This window comes from Paraniabella hibiscisoli (assembly GCF_022512515.1).
Lineage (GTDB): Bacteria > Bacteroidota > Bacteroidia > Chitinophagales > Chitinophagaceae > Niabella > Niabella hibiscisoli.
Genome location: NZ_JAKWBK010000001.1, coordinates 1,929,200 through 1,952,128, shown reverse-complemented (window position 1 = coordinate 1,952,128; position 22,929 = coordinate 1,929,200). Strand labels below are relative to the sequence as shown.

28 protein-coding genes and 1 pseudogene are annotated in these 22,929 nt (G+C 40.5%); 21 read left to right on the top strand and 8 right to left on the bottom strand.

Annotated features, from left to right (window positions below; genetic code table 11):
* Window positions 1–136: 136 nt before the first annotated feature.
* The 3 genes from MKP07_RS12335 (at window position 137) to MKP07_RS12325 (ending at window position 3,477) form a co-directional block, all read left to right on the top strand.
* Complete coding sequence (locus tag MKP07_RS12335; protein ID WP_240847469.1) at window positions 137–337, top strand: RNA recognition motif domain-containing protein; 201 nt, start codon at window positions 137–139, stop codon at window positions 335–337.
* Window positions 338–713: 376 nt separating this feature from the next.
* Window positions 714–1,112: a hypothetical protein gene (locus MKP07_RS12330; protein WP_240847468.1), complete on the top strand. Its 399-nt coding sequence runs from the start codon at window positions 714–716 to the stop codon at window positions 1,110–1,112.
* A gap of 1,054 nt (window positions 1,113–2,166) precedes the next feature.
* Window positions 2,167–3,477: a hypothetical protein gene (locus MKP07_RS12325; RefSeq protein ID WP_240847467.1), complete on the top strand. Its 1,311-nt coding sequence runs from the start codon at window positions 2,167–2,169 to the stop codon at window positions 3,475–3,477.
* 152 nt (window positions 3,478–3,629) lie between these two features.
* On the opposite strand, the gene MKP07_RS12320 is transcribed toward MKP07_RS12325, so the two are convergent.
* Genes MKP07_RS12320 through MKP07_RS12310 form a run of 3 tightly spaced genes read right to left on the bottom strand, consistent with a single transcriptional unit; the run spans window position 3,630 to window position 5,580 of the window.
* Entirely contained in the window at window positions 3,630–4,544 is a 915-nt protein-coding gene (locus MKP07_RS12320) for a S66 peptidase family protein (protein WP_240850795.1), read from the bottom strand.
* 23 nt (window positions 4,545–4,567) lie between these two features.
* On the bottom strand, window positions 4,568–5,128 hold the full coding sequence (locus MKP07_RS12315; RefSeq protein WP_240847466.1) for a S66 peptidase family protein: 561 nt from the start codon (window positions 5,126–5,128) through the stop codon (window positions 4,568–4,570).
* A complete protein-coding gene (locus tag MKP07_RS12310; RefSeq protein ID WP_240847465.1) occupies window positions 5,119–5,580 on the bottom strand; it encodes a S66 peptidase family protein in 462 nt (153 codons plus the stop codon). The genes MKP07_RS12315 and MKP07_RS12310 overlap by 10 nt, the downstream gene beginning before the upstream one ends.
* 112 nt (window positions 5,581–5,692) lie before the next feature.
* On the opposite strand from MKP07_RS12310, the gene MKP07_RS12305 reads away from it, so the two are divergent.
* The 5 genes from MKP07_RS12305 to MKP07_RS12285 are packed head-to-tail and all read left to right on the top strand — an operon-like array spanning window position 5,693 to window position 7,596.
* A complete protein-coding gene (locus MKP07_RS12305) occupies window positions 5,693–6,100 on the top strand; it encodes a phosphatase PAP2 family protein (protein WP_240847464.1) in 408 nt (135 codons plus the stop codon).
* A gap of 38 nt (window positions 6,101–6,138) precedes the next feature.
* A complete protein-coding gene (locus MKP07_RS12300; RefSeq protein ID WP_240847463.1) occupies window positions 6,139–6,306 on the top strand; it encodes a phosphatase PAP2 family protein in 168 nt (55 codons plus the stop codon).
* Window positions 6,306–7,016: a hemolysin family protein gene (locus MKP07_RS12295; protein WP_240847462.1), complete on the top strand. Its 711-nt coding sequence runs from the start codon at window positions 6,306–6,308 to the stop codon at window positions 7,014–7,016. The genes MKP07_RS12300 and MKP07_RS12295 overlap by 1 nt, the downstream gene beginning before the upstream one ends.
* Complete coding sequence (locus tag MKP07_RS12290; RefSeq protein WP_240847461.1) at window positions 6,968–7,462, top strand: CBS domain-containing protein; 495 nt, start codon at window positions 6,968–6,970, stop codon at window positions 7,460–7,462. Before MKP07_RS12295 ends, MKP07_RS12290 begins: the two co-directional genes overlap by 49 nt.
* Window positions 7,459–7,596 (top strand): transporter associated domain-containing protein, encoded by a 138-nt coding sequence (locus MKP07_RS12285; protein ID WP_240847460.1) that lies wholly within the window; start codon window positions 7,459–7,461, stop codon window positions 7,594–7,596. The genes MKP07_RS12290 and MKP07_RS12285 overlap by 4 nt, the downstream gene beginning before the upstream one ends.
* Before the next feature lie 511 nt (window positions 7,597–8,107).
* Here the strand turns inward: MKP07_RS12285 and MKP07_RS12280 are convergent.
* Window positions 8,108–9,745 (bottom strand): OmpA family protein, encoded by a 1,638-nt coding sequence (locus MKP07_RS12280; RefSeq protein ID WP_240847459.1) that lies wholly within the window; start codon window positions 9,743–9,745, stop codon window positions 8,108–8,110.
* A 322-nt stretch (window positions 9,746–10,067) separates the two neighbouring features.
* Between MKP07_RS12280 and MKP07_RS38405 the strand changes: the two genes are divergently transcribed.
* From MKP07_RS38405 to recJ, 5 genes are all read left to right on the top strand, one after another.
* On the top strand, window positions 10,068–10,325 hold the full coding sequence (locus tag MKP07_RS38405; RefSeq protein ID WP_262919271.1) for a polyprenyl synthetase family protein: 258 nt from the start codon (window positions 10,068–10,070) through the stop codon (window positions 10,323–10,325).
* A gap of 16 nt (window positions 10,326–10,341) precedes the next feature.
* Window positions 10,342–10,506, top strand: coding sequence for a polyprenyl synthetase family protein (locus MKP07_RS38400; RefSeq protein WP_262919270.1), 165 nt, complete (start codon window positions 10,342–10,344; stop codon window positions 10,504–10,506).
* On the top strand, window positions 10,503–10,811 hold the full coding sequence (locus MKP07_RS38395) for a polyprenyl synthetase family protein (protein WP_262919269.1): 309 nt from the start codon (window positions 10,503–10,505) through the stop codon (window positions 10,809–10,811). The genes MKP07_RS38400 and MKP07_RS38395 overlap by 4 nt, the downstream gene beginning before the upstream one ends.
* A gap of 166 nt (window positions 10,812–10,977) precedes the next feature.
* A complete protein-coding gene (locus tag MKP07_RS12270; protein ID WP_240847458.1) occupies window positions 10,978–11,262 on the top strand; it encodes a hypothetical protein in 285 nt (94 codons plus the stop codon).
* Window positions 11,262–12,713: a single-stranded-DNA-specific exonuclease RecJ gene (recJ, locus tag MKP07_RS12265; RefSeq protein ID WP_240847457.1), complete on the top strand. Its 1,452-nt coding sequence runs from the start codon at window positions 11,262–11,264 to the stop codon at window positions 12,711–12,713. Before MKP07_RS12270 ends, recJ begins: the two co-directional genes overlap by 1 nt.
* Here the strand turns inward: recJ and MKP07_RS42415 are convergent.
* Window positions 12,710–13,327, bottom strand: a complete 618-nt coding sequence (locus MKP07_RS42415; protein WP_394803649.1) for a KUP/HAK/KT family potassium transporter — start codon at window positions 13,325–13,327, stop codon at window positions 12,710–12,712. The two genes, recJ and MKP07_RS42415, sit on opposite strands and share 4 nt — an antisense overlap.
* 66 nt (window positions 13,328–13,393) lie before the next feature.
* Window positions 13,394–14,694, bottom strand: a pseudogene (locus MKP07_RS12260) (KUP/HAK/KT family potassium transporter); the annotation flags it as partial.
* A gap of 377 nt (window positions 14,695–15,071) precedes the next feature.
* Here MKP07_RS12260 and MKP07_RS12255 point away from each other — a divergent pair.
* From MKP07_RS12255 to MKP07_RS12240, 4 genes are all read left to right on the top strand, one after another.
* On the top strand, window positions 15,072–15,872 hold the full coding sequence (locus tag MKP07_RS12255; RefSeq protein ID WP_240847456.1) for a hypothetical protein: 801 nt from the start codon (window positions 15,072–15,074) through the stop codon (window positions 15,870–15,872).
* Window positions 15,873–16,041: 169 nt separating this feature from the next.
* On the top strand, window positions 16,042–16,569 hold the full coding sequence (locus tag MKP07_RS12250) for a hypothetical protein (protein ID WP_240847455.1): 528 nt from the start codon (window positions 16,042–16,044) through the stop codon (window positions 16,567–16,569).
* Between the two features lie 195 nt (window positions 16,570–16,764).
* Window positions 16,765–17,613 carry a hypothetical protein gene (locus tag MKP07_RS12245; protein ID WP_240847454.1) on the top strand — a complete coding sequence of 283 codons (849 nt, stop codon included), beginning with the start codon at window positions 16,765–16,767 and terminating at the stop codon, window positions 17,611–17,613.
* A 397-nt stretch (window positions 17,614–18,010) separates the two neighbouring features.
* Window positions 18,011–18,340 (top strand): protein-disulfide reductase DsbD domain-containing protein, encoded by a 330-nt coding sequence (locus MKP07_RS12240; RefSeq protein WP_240847453.1) that lies wholly within the window; start codon window positions 18,011–18,013, stop codon window positions 18,338–18,340.
* A 52-nt stretch (window positions 18,341–18,392) separates the two neighbouring features.
* Here the strand turns inward: MKP07_RS12240 and MKP07_RS12235 are convergent, their stop codons facing one another.
* Window positions 18,393–18,953: a UbiX family flavin prenyltransferase gene (locus MKP07_RS12235; protein ID WP_240847452.1), complete on the bottom strand. Its 561-nt coding sequence runs from the start codon at window positions 18,951–18,953 to the stop codon at window positions 18,393–18,395.
* A gap of 14 nt (window positions 18,954–18,967) precedes the next feature.
* The gene (locus MKP07_RS12230) at window positions 18,968–19,510 is read right to left on the bottom strand and encodes a DUF502 domain-containing protein (RefSeq protein WP_240847451.1); all 543 of its coding nucleotides are present in this window, start codon (window positions 19,508–19,510) and stop codon (window positions 18,968–18,970) included.
* 259 nt (window positions 19,511–19,769) lie between these two features.
* Between MKP07_RS12230 and MKP07_RS12225 the strand changes: the two genes are divergently transcribed.
* The 4 genes from MKP07_RS12225 to MKP07_RS12210 are packed head-to-tail and all read left to right on the top strand — an operon-like array spanning window position 19,770 to window position 22,928.
* On the top strand, window positions 19,770–20,408 hold the full coding sequence (locus tag MKP07_RS12225; RefSeq protein ID WP_240847450.1) for a TetR/AcrR family transcriptional regulator: 639 nt from the start codon (window positions 19,770–19,772) through the stop codon (window positions 20,406–20,408).
* Complete coding sequence (locus tag MKP07_RS12220; protein WP_240847449.1) at window positions 20,395–21,270, top strand: TolC family protein; 876 nt, start codon at window positions 20,395–20,397, stop codon at window positions 21,268–21,270. Before MKP07_RS12225 ends, MKP07_RS12220 begins: the two co-directional genes overlap by 14 nt.
* A gap of 43 nt (window positions 21,271–21,313) precedes the next feature.
* Entirely contained in the window at window positions 21,314–21,748 is a 435-nt protein-coding gene (locus MKP07_RS12215; protein ID WP_240847448.1) for a TolC family protein, read from the top strand.
* 31 nt (window positions 21,749–21,779) lie between these two features.
* Complete coding sequence (locus MKP07_RS12210) at window positions 21,780–22,928, top strand: efflux RND transporter periplasmic adaptor subunit (protein WP_240847447.1); 1,149 nt, start codon at window positions 21,780–21,782, stop codon at window positions 22,926–22,928.
* Window position 22,929: the final 1 nt, after the last annotated feature.

Sequence of the window (22,929 nt, the reverse complement as noted above, 5' to 3'; positions counted from 1 at the left end):
GGGATACGATGAATTTACCAGTATATTTGTAATATTATTATGGTGTATATTCAGTATTAAAGTTCCATGTTACATAAATGTTCATTGATCTTGGTTACTGTTTCTCACTTTCTTTAAAATTTCTTAAAACAAAAAAATGAACATTTACGTTGGTAACTTAAGCTGGAACTTGAAAGACCAGGACTTACAGAATTTATTCAGCTCGCATGGTGAAGTAACTTCTGCTAAAATCGTTTTAGACAAATTCACTAACCGTAGCAAAGGCTTTGGTTTCGTAGAAATGGCTAATGATGACGAAGCACAAGCTGCAATCACTGCTTTAAACGGAAGAAGTTGACGGTAGAAATATCGTAGTAAACGAAAGCCGTCCAAAAGAAGGCGGTAGCAGCGCTGGTGGCGGTGGTTACAAAAAAGAAGCTTTGGCGGTGGTGGTAACAGCGGCGGCAGCGGCGGTTACAGAAAAAGCGGCGGCGGTTATGGCGGCGGCGGCGGATATCGCGACCGTAGCAGCGACTACAACAAAGACTATTAATAAAGTATATTAATACCAGATTTAAAAAAGTTTGCATAGTACTATGCAAACTTTTTTCGTTTACATACCTATTGAAGTTGTTGGTATATAGCAAATAGCATTCTAACATCTACCTAGATCTTGGTATTTTATTAAGGCAGAAATAGATTACATTTGCGACCTTTAAACAAATCACATATTTATGAAAATCAAATTGACACTTGTATTAGCGTTACTTTCATTAAGCTCGGCTCTTTTTGCGCAAAGCAGTTACAAACAATCTATTGGCCTTCGCCTTGGGAGCGGTTATTATGACATTGCTTCGGCAGCTTATAAAACATTTTTGAATGATGCATCTGCACTTGAATTCAACTTAGGTATTCGTCCCGAAAGATTTGGGGGAACGAGATGGACAAATGTGGCCGCTTCAGGAGCGTATCAACATCATTTCGACATTAAACCAGTCGATGGCCTAAAATGGTTCGTGGGTGGTGGAGTAGTAGTATCGAATACTTTCTCGAATAACGATTACTACAAAGGATTTGGCGTTGGATTATTCCCAACCGGAGGTGCAGACTATAAATTTAAAAAATTCCATTAGCTGTTTCAGCAGATATTAGACCGACTTTCAATATTGTTGAGGCATTCGACTATAATGGATACAATAATTTTTACCCGAACGTAGGTGTATCCGCCAGGTATACTTTCTAAGATACATATTACTGGAACATTATTCAAACCGCCTTTTCTAAAGGGCGGTTTTCTATTTAAAATTATCGCCCATTAAAGTAATTTCAATTGGCCTACTTGTTGCATCATTGGTACAAAAATGAAATTATGAATACCCTCTATAATCGTTTGATGTGCTCAATTTTAGCTATATCAATCATACTATTATCTGCCTGTGCGCCGCCACGAAGACCTCAGCGCCCTAAGCCGCCCAAACGACCATTCACACAATACCAGCCAATTAATTGGAAAACGAATCAGGTCCCTGCTATTCTGGGTAATACCAATTGCATAGTTCTACTTTAGGAATGATTGAATTAAACTAAAGTAATCCCTGTTTAAACATCTATTCCCTCGGATTTTATATACTCCAAAGCACTTTTTAAGAGGCTTTTGAGCCGATTTAGCGCAGCAAGGGGGAAACATCTGATAATCCGACAATTAAATCATAAAAAAATGTGAAAATTTACAAAAATAAATAACAATCGTTTGCATGAATATAATTTATTTCGTAATTTTGAATTGAATTTTCATAGGATAAGGTTTAATGGTTAATGGTTTTTGATGAAGTCCCCAACATCTTTAATGTTGGGGATTTTTTGTAGGTCTACTCCGTTCACTACTATTTTGACGCTTCAGGAAATTCTGGAATCGGCTTTTTTATGGATACAAACTATAAAAATTCAGCACAAATCAACATCATATTCTGGTGTATGTCCTCCTTCATTAGTACCCCAAACTAACTTCTTGTTACAAATCCACTAGTTTTCAGATCACCCAATGGCTTATTGAAAAAAACAGGCACTTCAACGTTTTGCCGGGCCAATTCATAGAATTTTTTATAATAAGTTCAATGCTTTTCTAATTTCATCAGGCAAATAGGGGCGCTTTGCGCCTCCCGATTATTAATCCAAAATGCCTGAACTATGAAGCTTGCCATTCGTAAAAATTTGTTTACCGTAACCGTAGCAGTTTCTTTGGTACTGCTTGCGACTCGTTTATTCGCACAATCCTGCACCTTCGTAAGTCCTACAGTTCAATTCGTCAGCATTACTTCCAATTCCTCTACAGGGCAATGTGAATATCTCGTTAATCTTGAGTTTGACATTCAGGTCAACGGAGGGAACAAATATATTTTTGTTCATTTATGGGAGCAAAGTAAGTATCATTTTGGCTCCGGAGGAACTGCATTACCATTCGCTTACGCAACCCTGCCTGTAGATAACGCCGGATCGTCATCAGGAATCCTTTACAGTTCTTTGGTTAACATTGGTATCAACAGCTTTGATAATCCATCCACGTTCTACACCAATTATCCTCCCGATGCCACTGTGCCCATGGCCAATGCCAGTACCATGCCGGGCATTACTGTAACAGAAACACCTCTTAACGGCACTACCAGCAGGTATCTGATAGAAAACGTAAAAATAACATTGCCGGGGCCATGTGTCGGCACACTTCCTACATTTACCGGTGATGCGTGGTCAACCAATGGTGCTAGTGCTAACCAGGTCCAATGCGCAATGCCGGGCTTTACTTTTGGGGCGCTAGGTCCAATAGCGAGTGGTGCAGTAACCTGTGCTACACCTGCAAATTTGCTGTCCTTTACAATAGCGAAAGATGCAAGCAGTACAGCCGCGGATGTAAACATCGACGTATATGTAGATCGAAACGGGGACGGGCTTTTCAATATTATAGATGATGCGCCTGCCATCGATTCCGATGGTGACATTAACTACCACCTTGCCGGCTCTAACTCCCCATTAACCATCAACAATAACACGCTTTATTATCCTACCTCAATATCGGCCGACCCTATACTTAAGAACAGGAACCTTTTTTTGGTCATTAAAAATATAATAATTACCAATAGCGATGGAACTACCACCATTTTTAATGACGCTTTTGTAAGGGAAATTAATAATAGTTGCTCTGTACTGCCTATTCAGTTTGGAGAAATTAATGCCAGAATGAAAAATAGCACTTTGCAGGTAAGTTGGCAAAGTCTTAGGGAAACCAATTGTAAAGACTACGAGATTCAGGTATCATCAAATGCAACAGAATGGCATACAATTGGAAAAGTTTCTTCCATAGCCCTGTCAGGCAATTCAGATATACCTTTAAATTATAGCTTTTCGGGCAACTCCGCCGTTTTAGGGGATTATCAATTGCAATACTGCTACTTTCTTTTTTCAAAAACCGTATGGTGCGTATTGGCATCCTCTTACTGGCTGTAATGGCTGTTTATTCCTGTGCGAAAGAATCTAATAATCCACAGTATGATAATCAACCGGTTTTTTTGAGGATTATTCAACATGACGTAGATAACGGTTCGCCTACTTATTCCAGGGTCATAAAAGTTGTCAGGGATTAGGATCGGCGATCCCCCTTATTCATCGAGCGATACCTTTTTTGAGTTAACACGTAGTTTATATCCGACACCGATTTTTAAAGCAAAATTTTCTTTATTGTGACTTACAGGGAACTCAAAACAAATGGGATAGTCAAACTCCTTAACAGCATCTAAAATGATTTCCTGAATGGTCGCACCAAAGGGACGATCCGTATCCTTGGTATCAGCAAAACAACCCACTACGAGGCCGGCAAGCTTCTTAAGCTTGCCGCTTCTTTTCAATTGCTGCATCATCCTGTCTATAGCATACTTCTGCTCACCTATGTCTTCTATAAAAAGTATCCGGCCTTTGGTTTTAATTTCAGAAGGCGTACCAATTCCGTTTACCAGCAAGGCTAAATTTCCACCTACCAATTCACCTATTGCTTCCCCATTCCTGTTCAGGTCATGAGGTTCACAGGTATACCTGGCCCACTTACCCTCCAGCGCATCTTTTAGAGAAATGACATACTTGTCTAGATATCCCTCATCATTAAAGGCTGCAGCCATGGGCGCATGTAAAGATGCAATATGATAGTTGGAATACAAATGAGAGTGAAAAATGGTAATATCACTAAAACCAATTACCCATTTGGGTTTCTTTTTAAATTTTTTAAAGTTGACCTGGTCTATAATTCGTCCCATTCCATAACCACCTCTTCCGCATAGTACGGCCTGTACCTCATCATCATCGAGCATCGTCTGAAAATCGTTTAACCGCTCTCCATCTGTTCCGGCAAAATAATTCTCCGACTTACTACCTAATGTGCTGCCTACTTTTACTTTATACCCCCATTCCTCCTGCAAAATCCTCACACATTCGGCAGCTTTCTCAAATGCCATATATCCTGCCGGGCATACAATCCCAATGGTATCTCCCGGTTGTAAATAGGGAGGCGTCTTTATAATCATCGACAAAAAATCAATTTATTTTTTTAGATCTCTTTTAAATTGCTCCCCGCTGATTGAACGAAAAGCTCATGTATAACTCCACATTTTAGAGCGAAATTATCAACTTGATGCCCGACTGGAAAATCGAAACAAACCGGATAGCTGTAACCTTTTACCTTATCTGCGATAATATCATAAATAGTTTGTCCAAAATATTCCGAGGGATCATCCTGTTTCACCTTAATACCCCCAATTACCAATCCTGCCAGCTTGGACAATTTGCCGGTTCGCTTTAAATTCCAGAACATACGGTCTATACTATACAAATATTCACCGGTATCTTCTACAAAGAGTACTTTTCCATCCGTATCAATATCAGATGCCGAACCTGCAAGGCTCTCTAAAGTCTTCAGGTTACCTCCAACCAGTATCCCCTTTGCCTTCCCGGTACGATTATAATTACTGAAGGGAGCCGTATACTCCATACGCTGGCCGCTCAAAGCGCGCTGTATCGACTCAATAGTATCTTTTTGTAAAGGATCTGCATTGGCCCATACATCAGGAAAGCTGTTACACATTTTAGAGTGAATAGAAGCTATTCCCATATTTTTTGAAGATGGGAATGCAACACGGTGATGTCACTAAAGCCAATAATCCATTTAGGATTGGCTTTGAATTTGTCCCAGTTCAATCCGTCCACAATTCTTACACTTCCATAACCACCCCTGGCACACATTATGGCCTTTACCTGTGGGTCATCTAACATTGCCTGCATATCTGACAATCGTTCTGCGTCTGTGCCCCCAAATGTGTGATCGCGCTTACCAATAGTAAACCCAACACGAATTTTATAGCCCCATTGTTGTAATAAAGTAGCAGCAGGAATAATTCCTTCCCGCGTAGTATAACCTGCGGGTGATGTAATACCAATCAAATCGCCAGGCTTCAGATAAGGAGGAATTATACTTTTATTATTTATGGCCGGTCGGGCATCAATATGTAAAAAAGGTACCGAAGCCATTGCAACAGCCGAGGTAATAAATTTTTTACGTTTCATAAACGCTAAGATAGGAAGTTGTAAATTCTGAATCGGGATTTATTCGATCAACACATTATATATTTGGCCGACTTAACATCAAATTTAACGAGTATCACTATTTTTGCATCTTATGGATATACCTGGTTATATTCCCTTACCGGATTGGTTTGTAAGTGCTGACCGATGGTTATTTGAATGGATCAATATAAAATTGGCCAACTCCCTCTTCGATAGCTTCATGCCTGTTATGCGTAATGCATTTACCTGGGGACCTCTCTATCTTTTCATTGCAGCTTTTACTGTAATTAATTTTAAAAGGAACGGCTGGTGGTGGCTGGCACTTGCATTAGCCACAGCGGCCTGCACTGATATTGTGGGAGCCCGGATCTTCAAAGAAGGTTTTGAACGGCTAAGGCCTTGCAATGACCCGGAGATGATTGGACATGTACGAATGGTTTTGGGCAGGTGTAGTGGTGGCTTTAGCTTTGTTTCTAATCACGCCATTAATCATTTTGGCATTGCTACCTTCTTTTTGTAACTTTTAAAAGCTTTTTCCGATATGCCTGGGTTCTCTTTGTGTGGGCTGGCATCATCGGAGTTGCCCAGATATATGTTGGTGTGCACTATCCTTTTGATGTAGTATCGGGTACGCTCCTGGGCATTTTAATTGGTTCACTATCTGGTTATTTATTCAACAAAAAATTCGGATTTCCTAAATTCGATAAGCAATCAATTTTAAATTAATGGAAATACTCATAATTGCCCTACTTATTTTATTAAACGGGGTTTTCTCTATGGCTGAAATAGCTCTTGTATCAGCCCGTAAGGCTCGTTTAGAAGCCCAGGCGAACAAAGGCGACAAAAAGGCTAAAGATGCACTGGCACTTGCCAATCACCCTGATCATTTTCTCTCCACTGTACAAATCGGGATCACGCTAATCGGTATTTTAACGGGTATTTATTCAGGCGACAAAATAACCGGGGATGTTGAGCTTTTTGTTTCACAGTTCCCCTCGCTGGCACCCTACAGTAAAGGCATTTCGACTACCGTGGTGGTTATTTTAATCACTTATTTTTCACTGGTTTTTGGAGAATTGATCCCAAAAAGAATTGGCTTAGCATCTCCTGAAAAAATAGCCAAGTTTGTTGCAGGTCCTATGCGCGTTGTTAGCTGGGTCACCTTCCCGTTTATTTGGTTACTTACACAATCTACCAGGCTTATCACCAAAATATTCAACGTAAAATCGGACGACTCGCAGGTTACCGAAGAGGAAATAAAAGCAATTATTAATGAAGGGACAGAACAAGGTACCCTGGAAGAGACAGAGCAGGAAATTATTGAACGCGTATTCCATCTAAGTGATCGTAATATTACTTCGCTGATGACGCACAGAAGCGATATAGTTTGGTTCAACACAACGGATACAGAAGAGACTATCAGGGAAAAATCTTAAAAGAACCTCATTCCATCTATCCTATCTGTGAAGGCGAAATAGACAATATAAAGGGTGTTATTTCTCTTAAGGACCTGTATACTAACAATGACAATATCCCCTTCAAAAACCTGATGCGGCCAGCACTTTTTGTTCCGGATAACAATACAGCGTTTAAGGTGATGGAGAAGTTCAAAGAATCGCAGCTGCACTCCTGCTTTATTGTAGATGAATATGGAAGCGTATTAGGAATGATTACGCTTAAAGATATATTGGAAGCCATCATTGGCGATATGCCTCAGCACGACGATGACGAATACGAGGTAATCAGAAGAGATGATGGAACATTTTTGGTGGACGGGCAACTTCCTTTTTATGACTTCCTTTCGTACTTTGATAAGACAGACTGGATGAATGAGGGGGACAGGAATTTGATACTATTGCAGGCTTTATATTACATAAATTGAAACGCATTCCTATTGCTTCGGATAAAATGGAATGGAACGGCTTTGATTTTGAAATAATGGACATGGATGGCCATCGAATTGATAAGGTGCTGGTTAAAATTAGCGAAGAAATAAGAGAGGAGATGGAAGATTAACTCCCCAAAACAAAAAGAATATTACATTAAAAAGATCGGATGCTCAAGTAGCATCCGATCTTTTTATGCGCCTGCTCACGACAACGCGTCAATAAACCAAGAGCCCGTTATAAGATTGAGTGCACTTCTGATTTTTGAGCAAACCCAAAGTCAGCTTACCACTTTATAACTTACAAACACAGATAACGAAGTAACTGATGTAAAGTACAATCATATAAACTATAATCAGGAGAATTAAGAGTTTCGCTCAGTTATTCTCCAACATTTTGCAGACAATACAAAAAAGTATGTCACAAAATGATAAAATACATGCATAAAGGCCAATGAATGTCACTATACACTGAAGTTAAGCAATCTATATAAATGCCTGATATAGAGCCAATAGTACCAAATAAAGAAAGCCCCAATATCATTTAATTGGATCTTAAATATTGCATTGTAGCTAGAACATGATGCACAAAAAAAGCCCCTCTCTTTCGAGAAGGGCTGATATACTTTAGTAAAAAACTAATTAGTTTTTGCGAAGATTTGGATGTGGAGGAGCTACAGTATTTGGACCGTCTTCTCCAGGAGCAGCTGCACGGATGTCAACTGCATCGCAATCACCACCTTCCTGACCTGAGCTGAAGATAAATCTGTCGCTGCTTACGCCTTCTTTTTCAACTAAGTGAGAAATCACTTTATTTACGTGATCCCAGCTTAATTGCTGCTGACGTTTAGTAGCTGCGCAGTAACCTACTACTACTACTTTACAGTTTGGATTAGCTTTCAGTTTAGATGCTACAGTTGCTAAAGTACCAGCTGCATCATCAGAAAGTTTGTTAGAGTTTGCTGCGAAGTGAATGCTTGGTAAAGCACCTAAAGAAGTAGCGCAATCGCTTTGAGCAGGAGCGCAACCTTCTGGACAAGGACATTTACCTACGCCATCAGCATCAACCGGCTGGCAATATGTTGGAGTGATCAACTCTTTATCTTTACAATCAGGTACACCGTCACCGTCAGTATCGCGGCTTACACCATGAGTATCAACAGGGCAACCAGCAGGAGTTTGCTCTTGGTCAAATTGGTCAGTTACACCGTCACCATCAGCATCTGGAAGAACGATTTCAGGAACTCTGCGTAATTCTCCGTAAGCATAATTTAATGGGTTCAACCAGTAAAGAGGCTCAACTCTTTTCGCTTTGCTACCTAAGTTGAAGTTAAGACCTAAAGAAAGGTAGTTGAACCAATCTTTATCAGGGCTCAAAGTTCCGCTCTCGTCACGACGAACACCATCTAACATATCAGAACCGTTAAAGATCAAACGATCTTCAAGAGCCAGATTAACGCGAGAAGAAAGACGGAAAGCAACGCCTGCACCAACTGTTGCAGAAGGAGTTATGTATCCAGCAAATGTTTTGCTCCATTTTTTAGAAGCATCTATTGTAGCGCGGCTTTCATAAGAATCATCTAAAATATTCTTGATCGCGTCTAACTGATCTTTACGATTGTCGTAAACATCTCCCTGAGATGGGAAGTTAGTATATTGGCTGCTGCCATTTAAAGCATTAACACTTGTTTTGAATGTATTAACACCCACACCCGCTAAAGCATAAACTGTTGCACCAGTTTGATTTTTGTAAAAACGGATATTACCTAAGTTAAACAAAGCCTGCAAAGAAAGATCTTGAGATTTTGTTTTATAATTATGGTATATCTGGCGGCCACCGTAACCAGCCCAAGGAGAGTTTGCTCCTTCAGCCATATAACTTTGTGTTGACGGTCTCCAGTTCAACCCCTGAGCAACACCATAAACGTACTCTAATCTTAAAGACATCACATGTCCCAAAGATTTACGGATATGTCCGCCGAAACCGAAAGAGTTTAAATATCTAGCATCAACGTCAGCTACAGGAATAGAGAAGGAACCACCTTTAATGCCGATTTCCCACATGTCTTTTGGTTTTGCAGGATAGTCGTAGTTTCCAACCATAAACTCATTGTGCTGAGACAATTGTTTGCTGTTGTAATAATTAGAATCTGTCACAGAAAATGTGCCATACACCGGATGTGGGGCGGTGTAAGGGTGCGACGGGCTCACCTGGGCAAAGCCTGTTGACGCAACCAGGCAACTAAGGCCTGCTAGTAATTGGTACTTTTTGCTTGTCATAACTAAGGATTAAGATTTAAAATGATTTTCTTAATAAGTTCAGCAAATTTAGAGCCATTTGTTAAATAAACAAATTTTAACCTAAAAAATAATTAAATCTGCTGTATGCACTGCTAAGCAAATACTATGCAAAAAAATCAAAAATGCCCCTTTAAATTCCTTATTTTGCTCAATTATTATTATGAATTTACCCATTTCTTTAATAAAAAATGAATTAGATAGTTTCGAAGAGCGATTCAAAACGGCCGTTAAAAGTCCAACCCCGCTCCTTAATAGTATATTGCGATATATAGTAAAAAGAAAGGGTAAACAAATGCGGCCGATGTTTGTTTTTTTATCCGCCAAATTACTAGGAACGCCTACCGAAGCCACTTACCGGGCAGCCTCGCTTGTTGAAATATTGCATACAGCTACGCTCGTTCATGACGATGTGGTGGATGATTCGTTGGAAAGGAGAGGTTTTTTTCCGTATATGCGCTTTGGAAAAATAAGGCATCAGTATTGGTGGGAGATTACCTTTTGGCTAAAGGTCTCATCCTCTCTCTCGAAAACCACGATTACAGAATTCTTCACATTTTAACCGATGCAGTAAAAAAATGAGTGAAGGAGAGCTACTTCAGCTCGAAAAAGCACGCAATCTTAATTTAAGGGAAGACATTTATTACGAGATCATCAAAAATAAAACTGCTTCGTTACTGGCTTCAGCGTGTAGCGCCGCGCATGGTCGGCCACCCAAAATGACGAGGATGCTGAAAAAATGAGACTATTTGGTGAAAAAACCGGCATTGCCTTCCAGATTAAGGATGACCTCTTTGATTATGCCAGTGAAGATGTGGGCAAACCCACCGGAAATGATATTAAGGAAAAGAAAATGACGCTCCCCCTGATTTATACCCTCAATAACGCCGACAAATCAACCCGTCAAAAAGTGATCAGCATCGTAAAAAACAATAATAACGACAAGCAGAAAGTTGCATGGGTGCTGGAGGTAGTGAAAAGCACAGGTGGTATACAGTACGCCACTGAAAAGATGTATGAATACAAAAAGAAGCGCTTGATATCTTAATGCAATTTCCTGATAACGAATATCGCCAGGGTTTGAAAGACCTGGTAGACTATGTGACGGAAAGAAAATATTAGCAGATGGGACCATTATTCCTATTGCTATATAAGATAGAAATAAGAACTTTATGCTAGATAGTGCTATTCAAGCTGTATCTCATAGATAACCCATGAACAACAATCTTTTGTTAACCATTTTCAATGCAAATATTTTGACCAAACGCTGGAATATACTGGAAGCTGATCCCAATAATGTATCATCATTACAAGAAGCGCTTAAAATAAACGCAACGCTTTGCCGCATCCTGGTACAACGGGGCGTGCAAAATTTCGAACAAGCGAGGGATTATTTCCGGCCAAAACTTTCGCACCTGCACAACCCATGGATAATGAAGGATATGACCAAGGCCGTAAGTCGTATTCTGAAGGCTTTTGATGCCAACGAAAAATATTAGTGTTTGGAGACTATGATGTTGATGGCACAACGTCTGTGGCTAGCATGTACAGTTTTATTAAAAAACTACATGCCGAAGTAGGTTTTTACATTCCTCATCGCTACAAAGAAGGCTATGGTGTCAGCAAAGCAGGAATAGACTTTGCCAGGGATAACAATTTTTCGCTGGTGATTACGCTAGACTGCGGCATAAAATCTGTAGAGCTCATCAAATATGCCAACACCATGGGTATCGATTTTATTGTTTGCGATCACCACATGCCGGATGAAATAATACCTGATGCAGTTGCTGTGTTGAATCCCAAACAGAAAGACTGTAACTATCCTTTTAAAGAACTTTGCGGTTGCGGCGTAGGATTTAAGCTCATGTGTGCTTTGTGTGAACAAATGAATATTCCGTTAGAGAACGCTTATGAATACCTGGACCTTGTAGCCACTGCCATTGCCGCCGACATTGTTCCCATGAACGGAGAAAACAGGGTACTGGCATTTTATGGATTAATAAAAGCTAATACAACCCCCAACCTGGGAATAAAAGCATTGGCTACATTAGGCGGAGCTAAGCAACCCTTACATATCAACGACCTGGTATTTATGATAGCCCCGCGGGTTAATGCGGCCGGCCGGATGGATGATGCCAGCAAAGCGGTACAACTTTTTATTGCCAACACCTACGAAGAAGCTTTGCACTATGCTGAACTACTACACAGTGATAATACAGACAGGAAAGAAGCCGACACCGATATTACAGCAGAAGCATTGGCCATCATTTCAGAAAATCAACATTGGGTTGAAAAGAAATCGACCGTTGTATACCAGTCCCATTGGCACAAAGGCGTTGTTGGCATTGTTGCTTCCCGGTTAATAGAGCATCATTACAAACCCACAGTAGTGTTAACCGAAAGTGGCGACTATGCGGCGGGAAGCGCCAGAAGCGTGCCTGGGTTTAACTTGTATGAAGCTATTCACGCCTGTAGAGAGTACCTGCTTGCATACGGAGGACATTTTGCTGCAGCCGGGCTTACACTTGAAAAGCATAATGTAGACCTCTTTAGGAACAAGTTTGAAGAGGTGGTGTCTGCATCTATCCGCCAGGAGCACCTGATCCCGGAAATAGTAATAGATGCAGAAATCTCCTTCAAAGAAATAACCACATCTTTCTACAATATACTGCGCCAGATGGAACCTTTTGGACCGGAAAATATGACGCCGGTTTTTATTGTCCGAAAAGTAGTAGATACAGGCTACAGCAAAATTGTAAAAGAAAATCACCTGCGCCTCGTAGTAAAACAAGATGACATTACCCTTACCGGGATAGGCTTTAATATGGCTGATAAGTTCGCCCTGGTTAAAGATCGACAGCCTTTTGATGTAGTATTTAAAATTGACGAAAACGAATGGAATGGTCAAAAAACACTACAGCTGCGTATAGAAGATATTAAAGCCTCTTAAACACGATCAGTCCACTGGTCGATCCTGGTTAACTTTACATTGGTCACGGGCGAAACCACCAGAGGGAACTTTTCTACCGTGACATTCGATAAATCGAGCCCGAAGTTTTTCTCTTCTGACAGGCTGATATGCTTTATCATGAAATGAAGCTTCATAATTACCTTCTCAATAAACGGCAGGTCATTATCCAAACTCAGGTACTTCTCCATTACCATAAACTGAAAATCGCCTACTGTATTACTGCTAGCCAGACTTTCGTAACGGCTCATAATATTCACTTCCTTATTCTGCACCAGGTCTTCCACTACCTTCTTAAATAAAAGGTTGATACGAGGTTGTATTCTGAATCCCAGCCTGAAATCAACACGGATGATATCATTTGGTATAATATGATCAACTTTATATTCTGATGTGTAAGGATCATCTACCGTATCCACATGTACAAACCAATAGATATCAGCTCTCTTAGGCTTTTTATTGAGTATGGAGTAGATGATTTTGTGCTCAATTTCCTTCGGATTATCTGCACTGGTCAGGTAGATTAAGTGTGTAGCATGCTTGGCTACACTTTTGTCGTTGCTGAGCTCCTGAATTTTAGATATATAGTGCTCCATCCGCACAAACTCTACATATCGGTTTTTGATTTTCCGGGCCCTGAACCACACATACATTACCAGGAACATAATACCTCCAATCATCAGTGTAATATAACCGCCATGAGAGAACTTCTCCAGCAGTGCAACGAGGTAAGCAGTTTCTACTATAAAAAAGCCTATTAGAAACACGTAGATAAATGCCTTATTGATCCTTCTTAATACCATGTAATTGGCAAAAAGAATTGTGGTGGTAATCATGGTTACAATGATGGCTAACCCATAAGCCGCTTCCATTTTAGAAGACTTTTGAAAATACAGCACCACAAAAACGCAACCGCTAAACAAAATAGTATTTACAGCCGGAATAAACAATTGCCCTTTTGCCTCTGACGGATACTGGATCCTGAGTTTAGGCCACAGGTTTAAACGGATAGCTTCACTGATAAGCGTATAAGCTCCTGAAAGCATCGCCTGGCTCGCTATTATCGCCGCTGTTGTCGCAATCACCACCCCAGGCAAAATAAACCACTCCGGCATCAGGTTAAAAAAGGCGTTGATACCTACAGCCTGCCTTATATCATCGGTAACAGTGAGTTTATTATAGTGCGAAAGTAAAAAGGCCCCCTGTCCAAAATAGTTAATCAGCAAACAGGCTTTTACATATATCCAGGAATAACGAATATTATCTCTGCCGCAATGCCCGAGGTCACTATAAAGCGCCTCCGCACCGGTAGTACAAAGAAAAACAGCGCCTAGCAACCAAAACCCATGCGGATAGGTAATTAAAAATTCAATCGCATAGTACGGGCTCAACGCCTTAAATATAGTTAGATCGTCTGCAATATGCAGGGCACCGAACACCGCCAGCATGGTAAACCAGATAAACATGATGGGGCCGAAGATTTTACCGATAGAAGCGGTTCCGAACTGTTGTAGAAAAAGAAGGCGGCTAAAATACCGAGAACGATCCAGACTATTGTGGAAGTAGGCAAATCTTTAAGAGCAGGAAGGATTTTCAAACCCTCTATAGCAGAAGTAATGGTCATAGGAGGAGTAATGATACCATCGGCTATCAGCGCAGCCCCCTATCATAGCCGGAATCACCAGCCATTTTCGTCGTCGTCTTACCAATGCATACAAAGCAAAGGTCCCCCCTCACCCTTATTATCCGCCCGTAAAATCAAAATAACATACTTGATGGTTGTCTGTAGCGTCAAGGTCCAGATAATGCAGGATAACGTACCTACTATCAACTGTTCGGTAATCTGCCGGTTACCGATAATAGCATTAAATACATATAAAGGAGATGTTCCAATATCACCGTAAATGATACCTAAAGCAATAAGCAGTCCCGCCGCAGTTGCTTTATTAGTGTGAGCTTTCACCAGATAAGATCTCTTAGTTTTTAATAAAAGAATACAAAGTTTATATAAAAGGCTTCAAATGAAAAAAACTTTATTTTTAATTACTTACCCTTATATTTTGAAAAGAAAAGTTATAATTTGCATTAGCTGACTTCGCTAGAAATCGATACTCAATGTATTCGTAACTTTATGGTATAAAATTGGTTAAATCAGGAGCGTTCCTGGAAGGTATTGACCATAAATAGCATCAAACAGGGTATATATCAGGCCAAAGTTCAACATAAAAACAAACGAATGAAACGCATATTTCTATCCATACTTGCATTTGCTCTTTTTCTCTCTCCATTTACGCGCAATCGATCAGGTATGCGCCCGTGAACAAAGAGGATGTAGAGCGAATGAATTTTGAGATTTTAGGCAAAGCCGCTGATAACTATCTCGTTTACAAAGAAGTAAAAGGCAATCATCGTATTTCGGTATATGATCACAATATGCAATTGAGAGAGGAAGTGCCGTTGACTATTCTTCCTAAAAGGGATGATATACTGGATATTTCATTTTATAATATAGATAATCATCGTCACCTCCTGTTTCAACACCAGGAGGGAGATGTGGTATATTTAAAATCAGTACCTATTGAAGCTAATGGTCGCATCTTAAGTGAGCCCACCGTTTTAGACACTACCATGATCGCTTACAAAACGGATAATAAAATATACAGCATTGTTACGAGTAATGATGGTAGTAGGCTAATGGTTTTCAAAATCAATAAAAAAGATAAAAGCCTTTTTCGTTTTACTACCAAACTTTTTAATGCCTCACTACAGCCCATAAGTGAAAGCCGTTTTTCGTTGCCGATGGAATATAAAGGTGATTATTTAACAGGCCATAGTGTAGCAAATGATGGTAGCTATTCGTTTATTAAATACCATCGCCAGACAAATGGCAATATTGTTGACGCCGCTTTAATTGAAAAACCGGCGGGCAAAGACACTTATGAGGAGCACAAGCTGAATGTAAATGACCTTTTCCTTGACGACATCAAGCTGATGGTAGATGATGCCAGCGGCCGTTACCTGCTATCTTCCTTTTACAGCACCAAAAAACGTGGTGATATTGAAGGGCTGTATGTTTACGGGCTGGAAAAAACACGGGTAAAGCAGCTTTCGAAAAAACTACTTTATTTGATGAAGATCTGAAAAAAGAGCAAGAGGACGATCGGGCAAAAGCGCCTTCAATAACTTTTTCATCAATAATATCATTGTAAATGACGACGGTAGTTTTACCGTAGCATCTGAAGCCCTGTATAATACCAACGACTGGGATCGCTGGGGCGGATGGGGTGCTGGTAGTTGGGGATGGGGAGGTATGGGAATGGGCATGGGCATGTGGGGCGGTTGGGGACCTGGCTGGGGATGGGGATGGGGCCGTTGGGGTGGCTGGTGGCCCTATTCTTATTATTCACCTTTCTTCTATCGCAGCTACTGGTGGGGCGGATGGGGACCCGGTTGGGGTGGATCCGCATGGGGAGGCAACTCACAACAATTTAATGCTGGTAATATTGCTATATTCTCCTTCGATGCACAGGGTAATAAAACCTGGGATAATGTTATCGTAAAATCGCAGAGCGAAAACAATACTGATGGCAGTATCTCCTACCAGGTACTTCCCGGCTCTAATGGTATCGTTTTCTTAATGAACAATTCAGGAAAAATATCCGATCTGGAAAATATTATGATCAGCAACGATGGCACCATCCGTAAAGGGCAGCCAATAAAAGCCCCGGAGAAACGCCTGAACTTTATGCCCAAATATGGTAAGCAAACCGGGCCGGGAGAATTGATCATTCCCTACTCGTACAAAAGAAATATTTCTTTTGCCAAAGTAGAACTATAAAGAACGATAAACACGTAACATATCATTATTTAGAAACTCCGGCTAATTGTGGCCGGAGTTTTTTCATACCGATTCAAATCCAGGTTAGCAACGCTTACAAATGCTCTTTACACCATTTATACAGGTTATTTCAGCATGAATGTATGTATTAGTCCGATTTATTGACTTTATTTGTGTTGAAATACAAAACTGCTCATGACGGGCATCTTCAGGCAAAAAACGCCGGGCAATATTATATTACTGATCATTTTAGGCATTTTCATAAAACTGCCTGCATTTTTTCATGCAAAGGGATTTATTATAAAGCAAAGCGATGGTATCTTTTATACCAATTTAACCGGCTTTTTAGATCGTGTCACTAACGGCAGCGGTTTTGTTTTTGCTGTAATCGCTTTTGGCCTGAACCTGTTGATTGCATTTATACTGAACAGCTTTATCAACACCGACCGCTTTATGAATAAGCCTAATTTCCTGTCTGGAATGGCTTATATGCTCATTACCTCCTTTTTGCCTTCATTTAATATGTTGTCATCTAACCTGGTAGCATCTGTATTATTGCTAACAGCATTTAAGTTGCTTTATCAATCGCACCATGTAAAAAACCATATTTTCAATGCATCGTTGCTTATTGGGCTGGCTTCTTTGTTCTTCTTCCCGGCACTCTTTTTCGTCGCCTGGGCTTTTTTAGCTTTATTAGTACTAAGACCTTTCAGGCTTTCGGACTGGATTATACTTTTGTTAGGATTAATCAGTCCTTATTACTTCTATGGTACCTATTTGTTTTTAAATGATAAGCTGGAAGTACCCTCCTACTTTTACCACTTTTCTTTTCTGAGTTCAGACATCAGGTATTCGCTTTGGCATGCCGGCGCTTTATTTTTGCTTCTGGCGCCATTACTGGCCGGCATGTATTATGTGCAGGCTAATTCGGCTAAAATGTTGGTTCATATACGAAAGGGGTGGTACTTATTTCTTGGCTACCTGGCAGTGACGATAGTTGCGGGGTTATTCGATATCGAAAAACATCAGAAAACCTGGTGTTAGCCTTAGTGCCCGTTGCTGCATTTCATGGCTATGGCTATTTAAATGCAGAATTAAAACTATACCCGAAAATATCATTTTGGCTAACCATAGCTTTTATCGTAGCCAATCAGCTGTATAGTAATTTGTGGTAGCTAATGCCAATGCTGCAAGGTTTTAAAAAACAAAAAGCAGTTGAAATTGTTATCCTCTGGCATAAGACAACCAAAGATGCGTAAAAAGCATCTACAAGTAGTTAATTTTGTATCTTAATTTGCTTTAAAAACATAAATGTATAGATGAAAAAGTTAGTTTTCCTTTTGACAACCATATTAGTGGTTACTGCTGCTCAAGCGCAATTGAATCCGGTAAGCTGGAAATTTACCAGCAAAAAATATCTGCAAAGGTTTACGAAATACACATGACTGCCGTTATGGATAATGGATGGCATTTGTATTCGCAGACACAGCCTGCTGATGCGATCAACATTCCGACCAAGTTTTCATTTACCGGCAATCCGTTAGTGAAGCTGGAGGGAGCTGTGAAAGAAGTGGGTAAAATGGAAAAGTTTCATGATGCCAGCGTAGGCGCCAGTGCCAATCAATACTCGAAAACAGTAAATTTTGTTCAGAAAATAACGCTGAAGGCGGCAGCCAAAACTAATATTTCGGGAACTGTTACTTATCAGACATGTGATGACAAACAGTGTCTGCCTCCTAAAAAAGTTCCGTTCAAAGTCGATTTAGGCTAAGTAAAACGGCGCCTAAGATATATAAGCTGGTTTCTTAAAAGGAGCCGGCTTTTTACTGCCCCCATCTAAAGCTCTGAATATCGAACCCCGCCAAATCCAATACCCTATCTGTTACGGTCGCAGCCAACTCTTCAATAGTTTGCGGCAAGCTGTAGAATGAAGGTGTAGCCGGGCAGATGATCCCGCCGGCTAAGGTGATCCTTTCCATATTTTGAATATGCACCAGGTTGTAAGGTGTTTCCCTCGCCACGCATATCAGCTTCCGGCGTTCTTTCAGAACCACGTCAGCCGCACGTGTGATCAGATCATTGGAAATGCCGTTCGCAATACGCCCCAAAGTACCCATAGAGCAGGGAGCAATGATCATGGTATCATACTGGCCACTACCTGATGCAAAAGGCGCTGAGAAATCATGCTTATTAAAATACAAGACCCCTTCTTTTTCTTTAAAAGCCTCCTGCATTTCTACCCGCCACACTTCCATGGCATTATCTGTAGCCACTACCGCAAGTGTTTCCCATTGATCCTTTAGCTTTAAAAGCCTATCAATCATCTGGGCAGGGTAAATAGATCCGCTTGCCCCAGTTATTGCTATCAGAATTTTCCTTCCCATATATTTAATACTAACTAACTTTCTACCACCCCGCCTGTTACTGTATACTTCATGGCATCGCCGGCAGTAAGGTTTTCAATAGGCTTTACGCGTTCTTTTGGCAAAATATATAACTGGCCGGCAAAATTATATGCCTGAGGCACATACACCCCTACCATTTCATGTCCCATATTAAACTTATCCATTTCGTCATCCGTTAGGAAGCCTACGATCCAGACATCGTTGTTAAATACGTTAGCAAGTACGGCTTTGGTAAACTTCTTTTTATCCCCGGCAAAAGCCTGGAAAAAATCTTTGATCGATTTATAAATTAGCTTAATGCCTGGTGTCCGCTCCAGCCAATGATCAAAAAAGTTGATCACACTCTCCATAATGAAGTAGCTACTTAACCAACCGATAAAAATAATAAATGCGATAATCAACACAAAACCTACTCCCGGCGTAGTGAATACTGGTCTCAGCAGGCTGTCGATCCAGTCGAACACAACATACAGAATATAGGCAGTAATGGTAACAGGCGCAAGAATGATCACCCCCTGAACAAAGTAGCGAAACAAGGTTTTCAGGACGGTATCCTTAGGGGTATGGGAAAGATATTTAGGCATTTGAGGCGCAAGATACTATATCTTTTATTGATCTGGAATGAGACCATTTTACCACCTACCCCCTTTAAACGGTCATTGACCTAAAAATATTTGTTCTTTTTTAAGGTAATTTATTTTTGAGCCCGTTTTCAAAACCAGTGCAGGTAAAAAATAATTTCGTAAGGAAACTATAGCCCCGAAAAAGTTTCCTTAGTTTCGCGGCACGATGGCAATGGTGGTAGACAATAAAACAAGGATAAGAGAAAAAGCAAAAGAACTGTTTATGCAACTGGGTATGCGGCGGGTGAGCATGGATGATATTGCAGCTGCAACAGGAATGAGCAAAAAGACGCTTTATCAGTATTACACCGATAAGGAAACCCTGGTTGCAGATACCATCGGCATGATCCTGGAAACCAACCATGCCAATTGTGAAAACTGCAGGCAAAAAGCCAAAAATGCGATCCATGAAGGTTTTTTGGCTACAGCCTCTGTATCTGAAATGATGCGTAGATTGAATCCCGTGCTCTTGTTTGATATGCAGAAATATTACCCTGCGGCGTATAGAAAGTTCTTAAAATTTAAAGAAGATTACCTGTACAAATTCATTCATCAAAGCATAGAATGGGGTGTTAAGGATGGATTGTTCAGAGAAGATGTTGATGTAGCCCTTGTGAGCCGGTTGAGAGTAGAAAGTATCAATTTGCCTTTTCAGCGCAGCTTTTACGACGCTATGAAAACAGACCTGGGCACTTTACAAAAAGAAATATTCATCCTGTTCCTTTACGGAATTGCAACACCAAAAGGTACCCGAATGATCAATAAATACAAAACCGAACCAATAAAACCACTTACTGATGATACGAACTAAAATAGCGACGGTGGCATTGCTGCTTATCGTCTTTGCTCAAACAACCTTTTCCCAGCAAACCCATCAATTTACCCTGCAACAGGCTTTAGAGTATGCACAAAAAAATAATGTGCAGGTGAAAAATGCTTTGTTGGATATTAAATTGCAAGAGCAGGTAAACCGAGAAGTAACAGGAACTGCCTTTCCTCAGATTAATGGAAGCGCAGATGTTACTGATAATCTGAAAATACCATTCTCGATTATTCCTGCCGGAACACCCGGATTTGGCGAGAATGGGGCCCCCAGTACGGAAGATTTTCGACTTGCTTTTGGCATCAAATGGAATAGCTCCGCAGGTGTTTCTGTAAGCCAGATACTCTTTGACGGGCAGGTTTTTACAGGCTTGCAAGCAAGAAAGACACTTATTGACTTTAAAGAAAAGAATGCCGAAGTTACAGCTGAACAGATACGCACCTCTCTAACTAAAGTCTATTACCAGCTTGTGTTAAGCAGGGTACAGATTGCTCTGCTCGACTCTAACATGAAGCTGATTGAGAAAAACATACATGATACCAAGATCATGTATGACAATGGTTTCGTTGAAAAGCTGGAAATAGATAAGCTCGAAGTACAACTTTCAAATGTAAGGTCCCAGCGAATTCAGGTATTAAATTCGGTTAATAATGGCTATCTCGGACTAAAAGTTTTAATGGGTATGCCAGTGAAAGATCAATTGATCCTGACAGACGACTTAAGTGATGATGAAATTAAAGAAGGGGCATTGGAAACAGGCAGCTTTAATTATGCCCAACGCCTGGATTATCAAACCGCTGAGCTTGGCCTTAAATTAAATGAATACGATATTCAGCGTTATAAAAAGTAAAATTCCAACGCTAGCCTTCTCGGGATATTGGAACCAAATGACGATGGCGAGCACTCTGGGAAAAATGTATAATTCCAGTGCCTTCTGGTTCCCTGTAAGTGCCCTCTCTCTGAAATTATCAGTACCCATTTTTAATGGGTTTGCCACAAATGCTCGTGTAGAACAGGCAAGGATTAAATTCAGACAAACCCAAAACCAGGTAGAGGCGTTGAAAAACAATATAGATAATGAGCGCGAAGCTGCTTTAAACACTTTCCGATCTGCCTTAACAGATATGGACTATCAGAAAAATAATATGCAATTGGCCGAAAAGGTATACCAACAAACTAAAAAGAAATATGAAATTGGAACTGGCAGCCAAATAGAAATTGACGCTGCCCGTGTACAATTGCAATCTTCGCAAACAAACTACTACAATGCGCTCTATAATGCAGTAATAGCAAAAGTCGATTTCCTGAAAGCATCGGGCAAACTATAAACCATAAACCCCAAACTATAAATCAATTCATATGCAGTATATATTAAAACTAACATCGATAGTTGCCTTCACGGCCATCTTAGCATCCTGCGGTGGTGGTAAAAAAGAACAAAACAGCGCACTAAACGATAAAAAAGTAGAGCTGGAAAAACTAAAAGGCGAGCAAAAGAAAATATCGGATCAGATTAATAAATTGAACGATGAAATTGCCGCTTTAGACCCCGGTTTCGTAAAAGCAAAACTGGTATCCGTTGAAAAAATCGGCAGTGACAATTTTGATCATTTCATTGACTTGCAAGGTAAAATTGATGCGCGTAAAAATGCCTATGTTGCTCCACGTAACGGCCAGGGAGGTATCGTACGCGCATTGTATGTAAAACAGGGCGACCGCGTTAGAAGAGGACAAACCCTTCTTAAATTGGATGATGCCTTATTACGCCAACAGGTAACTGCAGCACAACAACAAGTAGCTACAGTTAAAACGCAACTGGAGCTGGCTAAAACCACTTACCAGCGTCAAAAAAATCTTTGGGATAATAATATTGGCGCTGAAATGCAGGTGATACAGGCCAAGGCCAATGTAGATCAGCTAACGGCTCAGGTACAGGCAGCAGAAGCACAGGCTGGTGCAGCACGCGAGCAGTTAAGCTTCTCGAATGTCACTGCAGATATCGATGGTACTATTGACCAGTTGAATATAAAAGTGGGTGAGCTTTTTACAGGTATGGGCGCTACGGGTGCACAAATCTCCATTGTAAATACTTCTCAGCTCAAGCTGTTGGTAAATGTACCTGAGAACTACCTGGACCGTGTTAATGTGGGTTCCTCTATCACTGTCACATTACCTGAAGCAAATGACAAGAAAATTGAAACTAAAGCTTCAGTGGTAAGTAAGCTGATCGACCCATCTACACGTAGCTTTTATGTTGAAGCTAATGTACCTTCTGATCCGGCTATCCGTGCTAACCAGATTGCAAGAGTTCAGATTGAAGATTATTCAAGGCCGGATGCAATCACGGTTCCGGTAAATACTTTGCAAACTGACCAGCAGGGCAAGTTCGTTTTGGTAGCCATTACAGAAAACAAAAAGCTAGTTGCGCGTAAAAAAGAGTTATACCGGGTGAATTGTACAAAGACCGGCTGGAAATCAAATCAGGGCTTGCCAATGGCGATCAGTTAAT

Bases quoted from the DNA above. Each gene is read 5' to 3' on its own strand.
- MKP07_RS12220 (WP_240847449.1), top strand. From the start codon at position 20,395: ATGATACGAACTAAAATAGCGACGGTGGCATTGCTGCTTATCGTCTTT.
- MKP07_RS12295 (WP_240847462.1), top strand. From the start codon at position 6,306: ATGGAAATACTCATAATTGCCCTACTTATTTTATTAAACGGGGTTTTC.
- MKP07_RS12235 (WP_240847452.1), bottom strand. From the start codon at position 18,953: ATGGGAAGGAAAATTCTGATAGCAATAACTGGGGCAAGCGGATCTATT.
- MKP07_RS12225 (WP_240847450.1), top strand. From the start codon at position 19,770: ATGGTGGTAGACAATAAAACAAGGATAAGAGAAAAAGCAAAAGAACTG.
- MKP07_RS12210 (WP_240847447.1), top strand. From the start codon at position 21,780: ATGCAGTATATATTAAAACTAACATCGATAGTTGCCTTCACGGCCATC.
- MKP07_RS12330 (WP_240847468.1), top strand. From the start codon at position 714: ATGAAAATCAAATTGACACTTGTATTAGCGTTACTTTCATTAAGCTCG.
- MKP07_RS12315 (WP_240847466.1), bottom strand. From the start codon at position 5,128: ATGGGAATAGCTTCTATTCACTCTAAAATGTGTAACAGCTTTCCTGAT.
- MKP07_RS12240 (WP_240847453.1), top strand. From the start codon at position 18,011: ATGACTGCCGTTATGGATAATGGATGGCATTTGTATTCGCAGACACAG.
- MKP07_RS12335 (WP_240847469.1), top strand. From the start codon at position 137: ATGAACATTTACGTTGGTAACTTAAGCTGGAACTTGAAAGACCAGGAC.
- MKP07_RS12310 (WP_240847465.1), bottom strand. From the start codon at position 5,580: ATGAAACGTAAAAAATTTATTACCTCGGCTGTTGCAATGGCTTCGGTA.
- MKP07_RS38400 (WP_262919270.1), top strand. From the start codon at position 10,342: ATGAGTGAAGGAGAGCTACTTCAGCTCGAAAAAGCACGCAATCTTAAT.
- MKP07_RS38405 (WP_262919271.1), top strand. From the start codon at position 10,068: ATGTTTGTTTTTTTATCCGCCAAATTACTAGGAACGCCTACCGAAGCC.
- MKP07_RS12305 (WP_240847464.1), top strand. From the start codon at position 5,693: ATGGATATACCTGGTTATATTCCCTTACCGGATTGGTTTGTAAGTGCT.
- MKP07_RS12325 (WP_240847467.1), top strand. From the start codon at position 2,167: ATGAAGCTTGCCATTCGTAAAAATTTGTTTACCGTAACCGTAGCAGTT.
- MKP07_RS12215 (WP_240847448.1), top strand. From the start codon at position 21,314: ATGGCGAGCACTCTGGGAAAAATGTATAATTCCAGTGCCTTCTGGTTC.
- MKP07_RS12255 (WP_240847456.1), top strand. From the start codon at position 15,072: ATGAATTTTGAGATTTTAGGCAAAGCCGCTGATAACTATCTCGTTTAC.
- MKP07_RS12320 (WP_240850795.1), bottom strand. From the start codon at position 4,544: ATGATTATAAAGACGCCTCCCTATTTACAACCGGGAGATACCATTGGG.
- MKP07_RS12250 (WP_240847455.1), top strand. From the start codon at position 16,042: ATGGGAATGGGCATGGGCATGTGGGGCGGTTGGGGACCTGGCTGGGGA.
- MKP07_RS12245 (WP_240847454.1), top strand. From the start codon at position 16,765: ATGACGGGCATCTTCAGGCAAAAAACGCCGGGCAATATTATATTACTG.
- MKP07_RS38395 (WP_262919269.1), top strand. From the start codon at position 10,503: ATGAGACTATTTGGTGAAAAAACCGGCATTGCCTTCCAGATTAAGGAT.
- MKP07_RS12270 (WP_240847458.1), top strand. From the start codon at position 10,978: ATGAACAACAATCTTTTGTTAACCATTTTCAATGCAAATATTTTGACC.
- MKP07_RS42415 (WP_394803649.1), bottom strand. From the start codon at position 13,327: ATGGAGCACTATATATCTAAAATTCAGGAGCTCAGCAACGACAAAAGT.
- MKP07_RS12280 (WP_240847459.1), bottom strand. From the start codon at position 9,745: ATGACAAGCAAAAAGTACCAATTACTAGCAGGCCTTAGTTGCCTGGTT.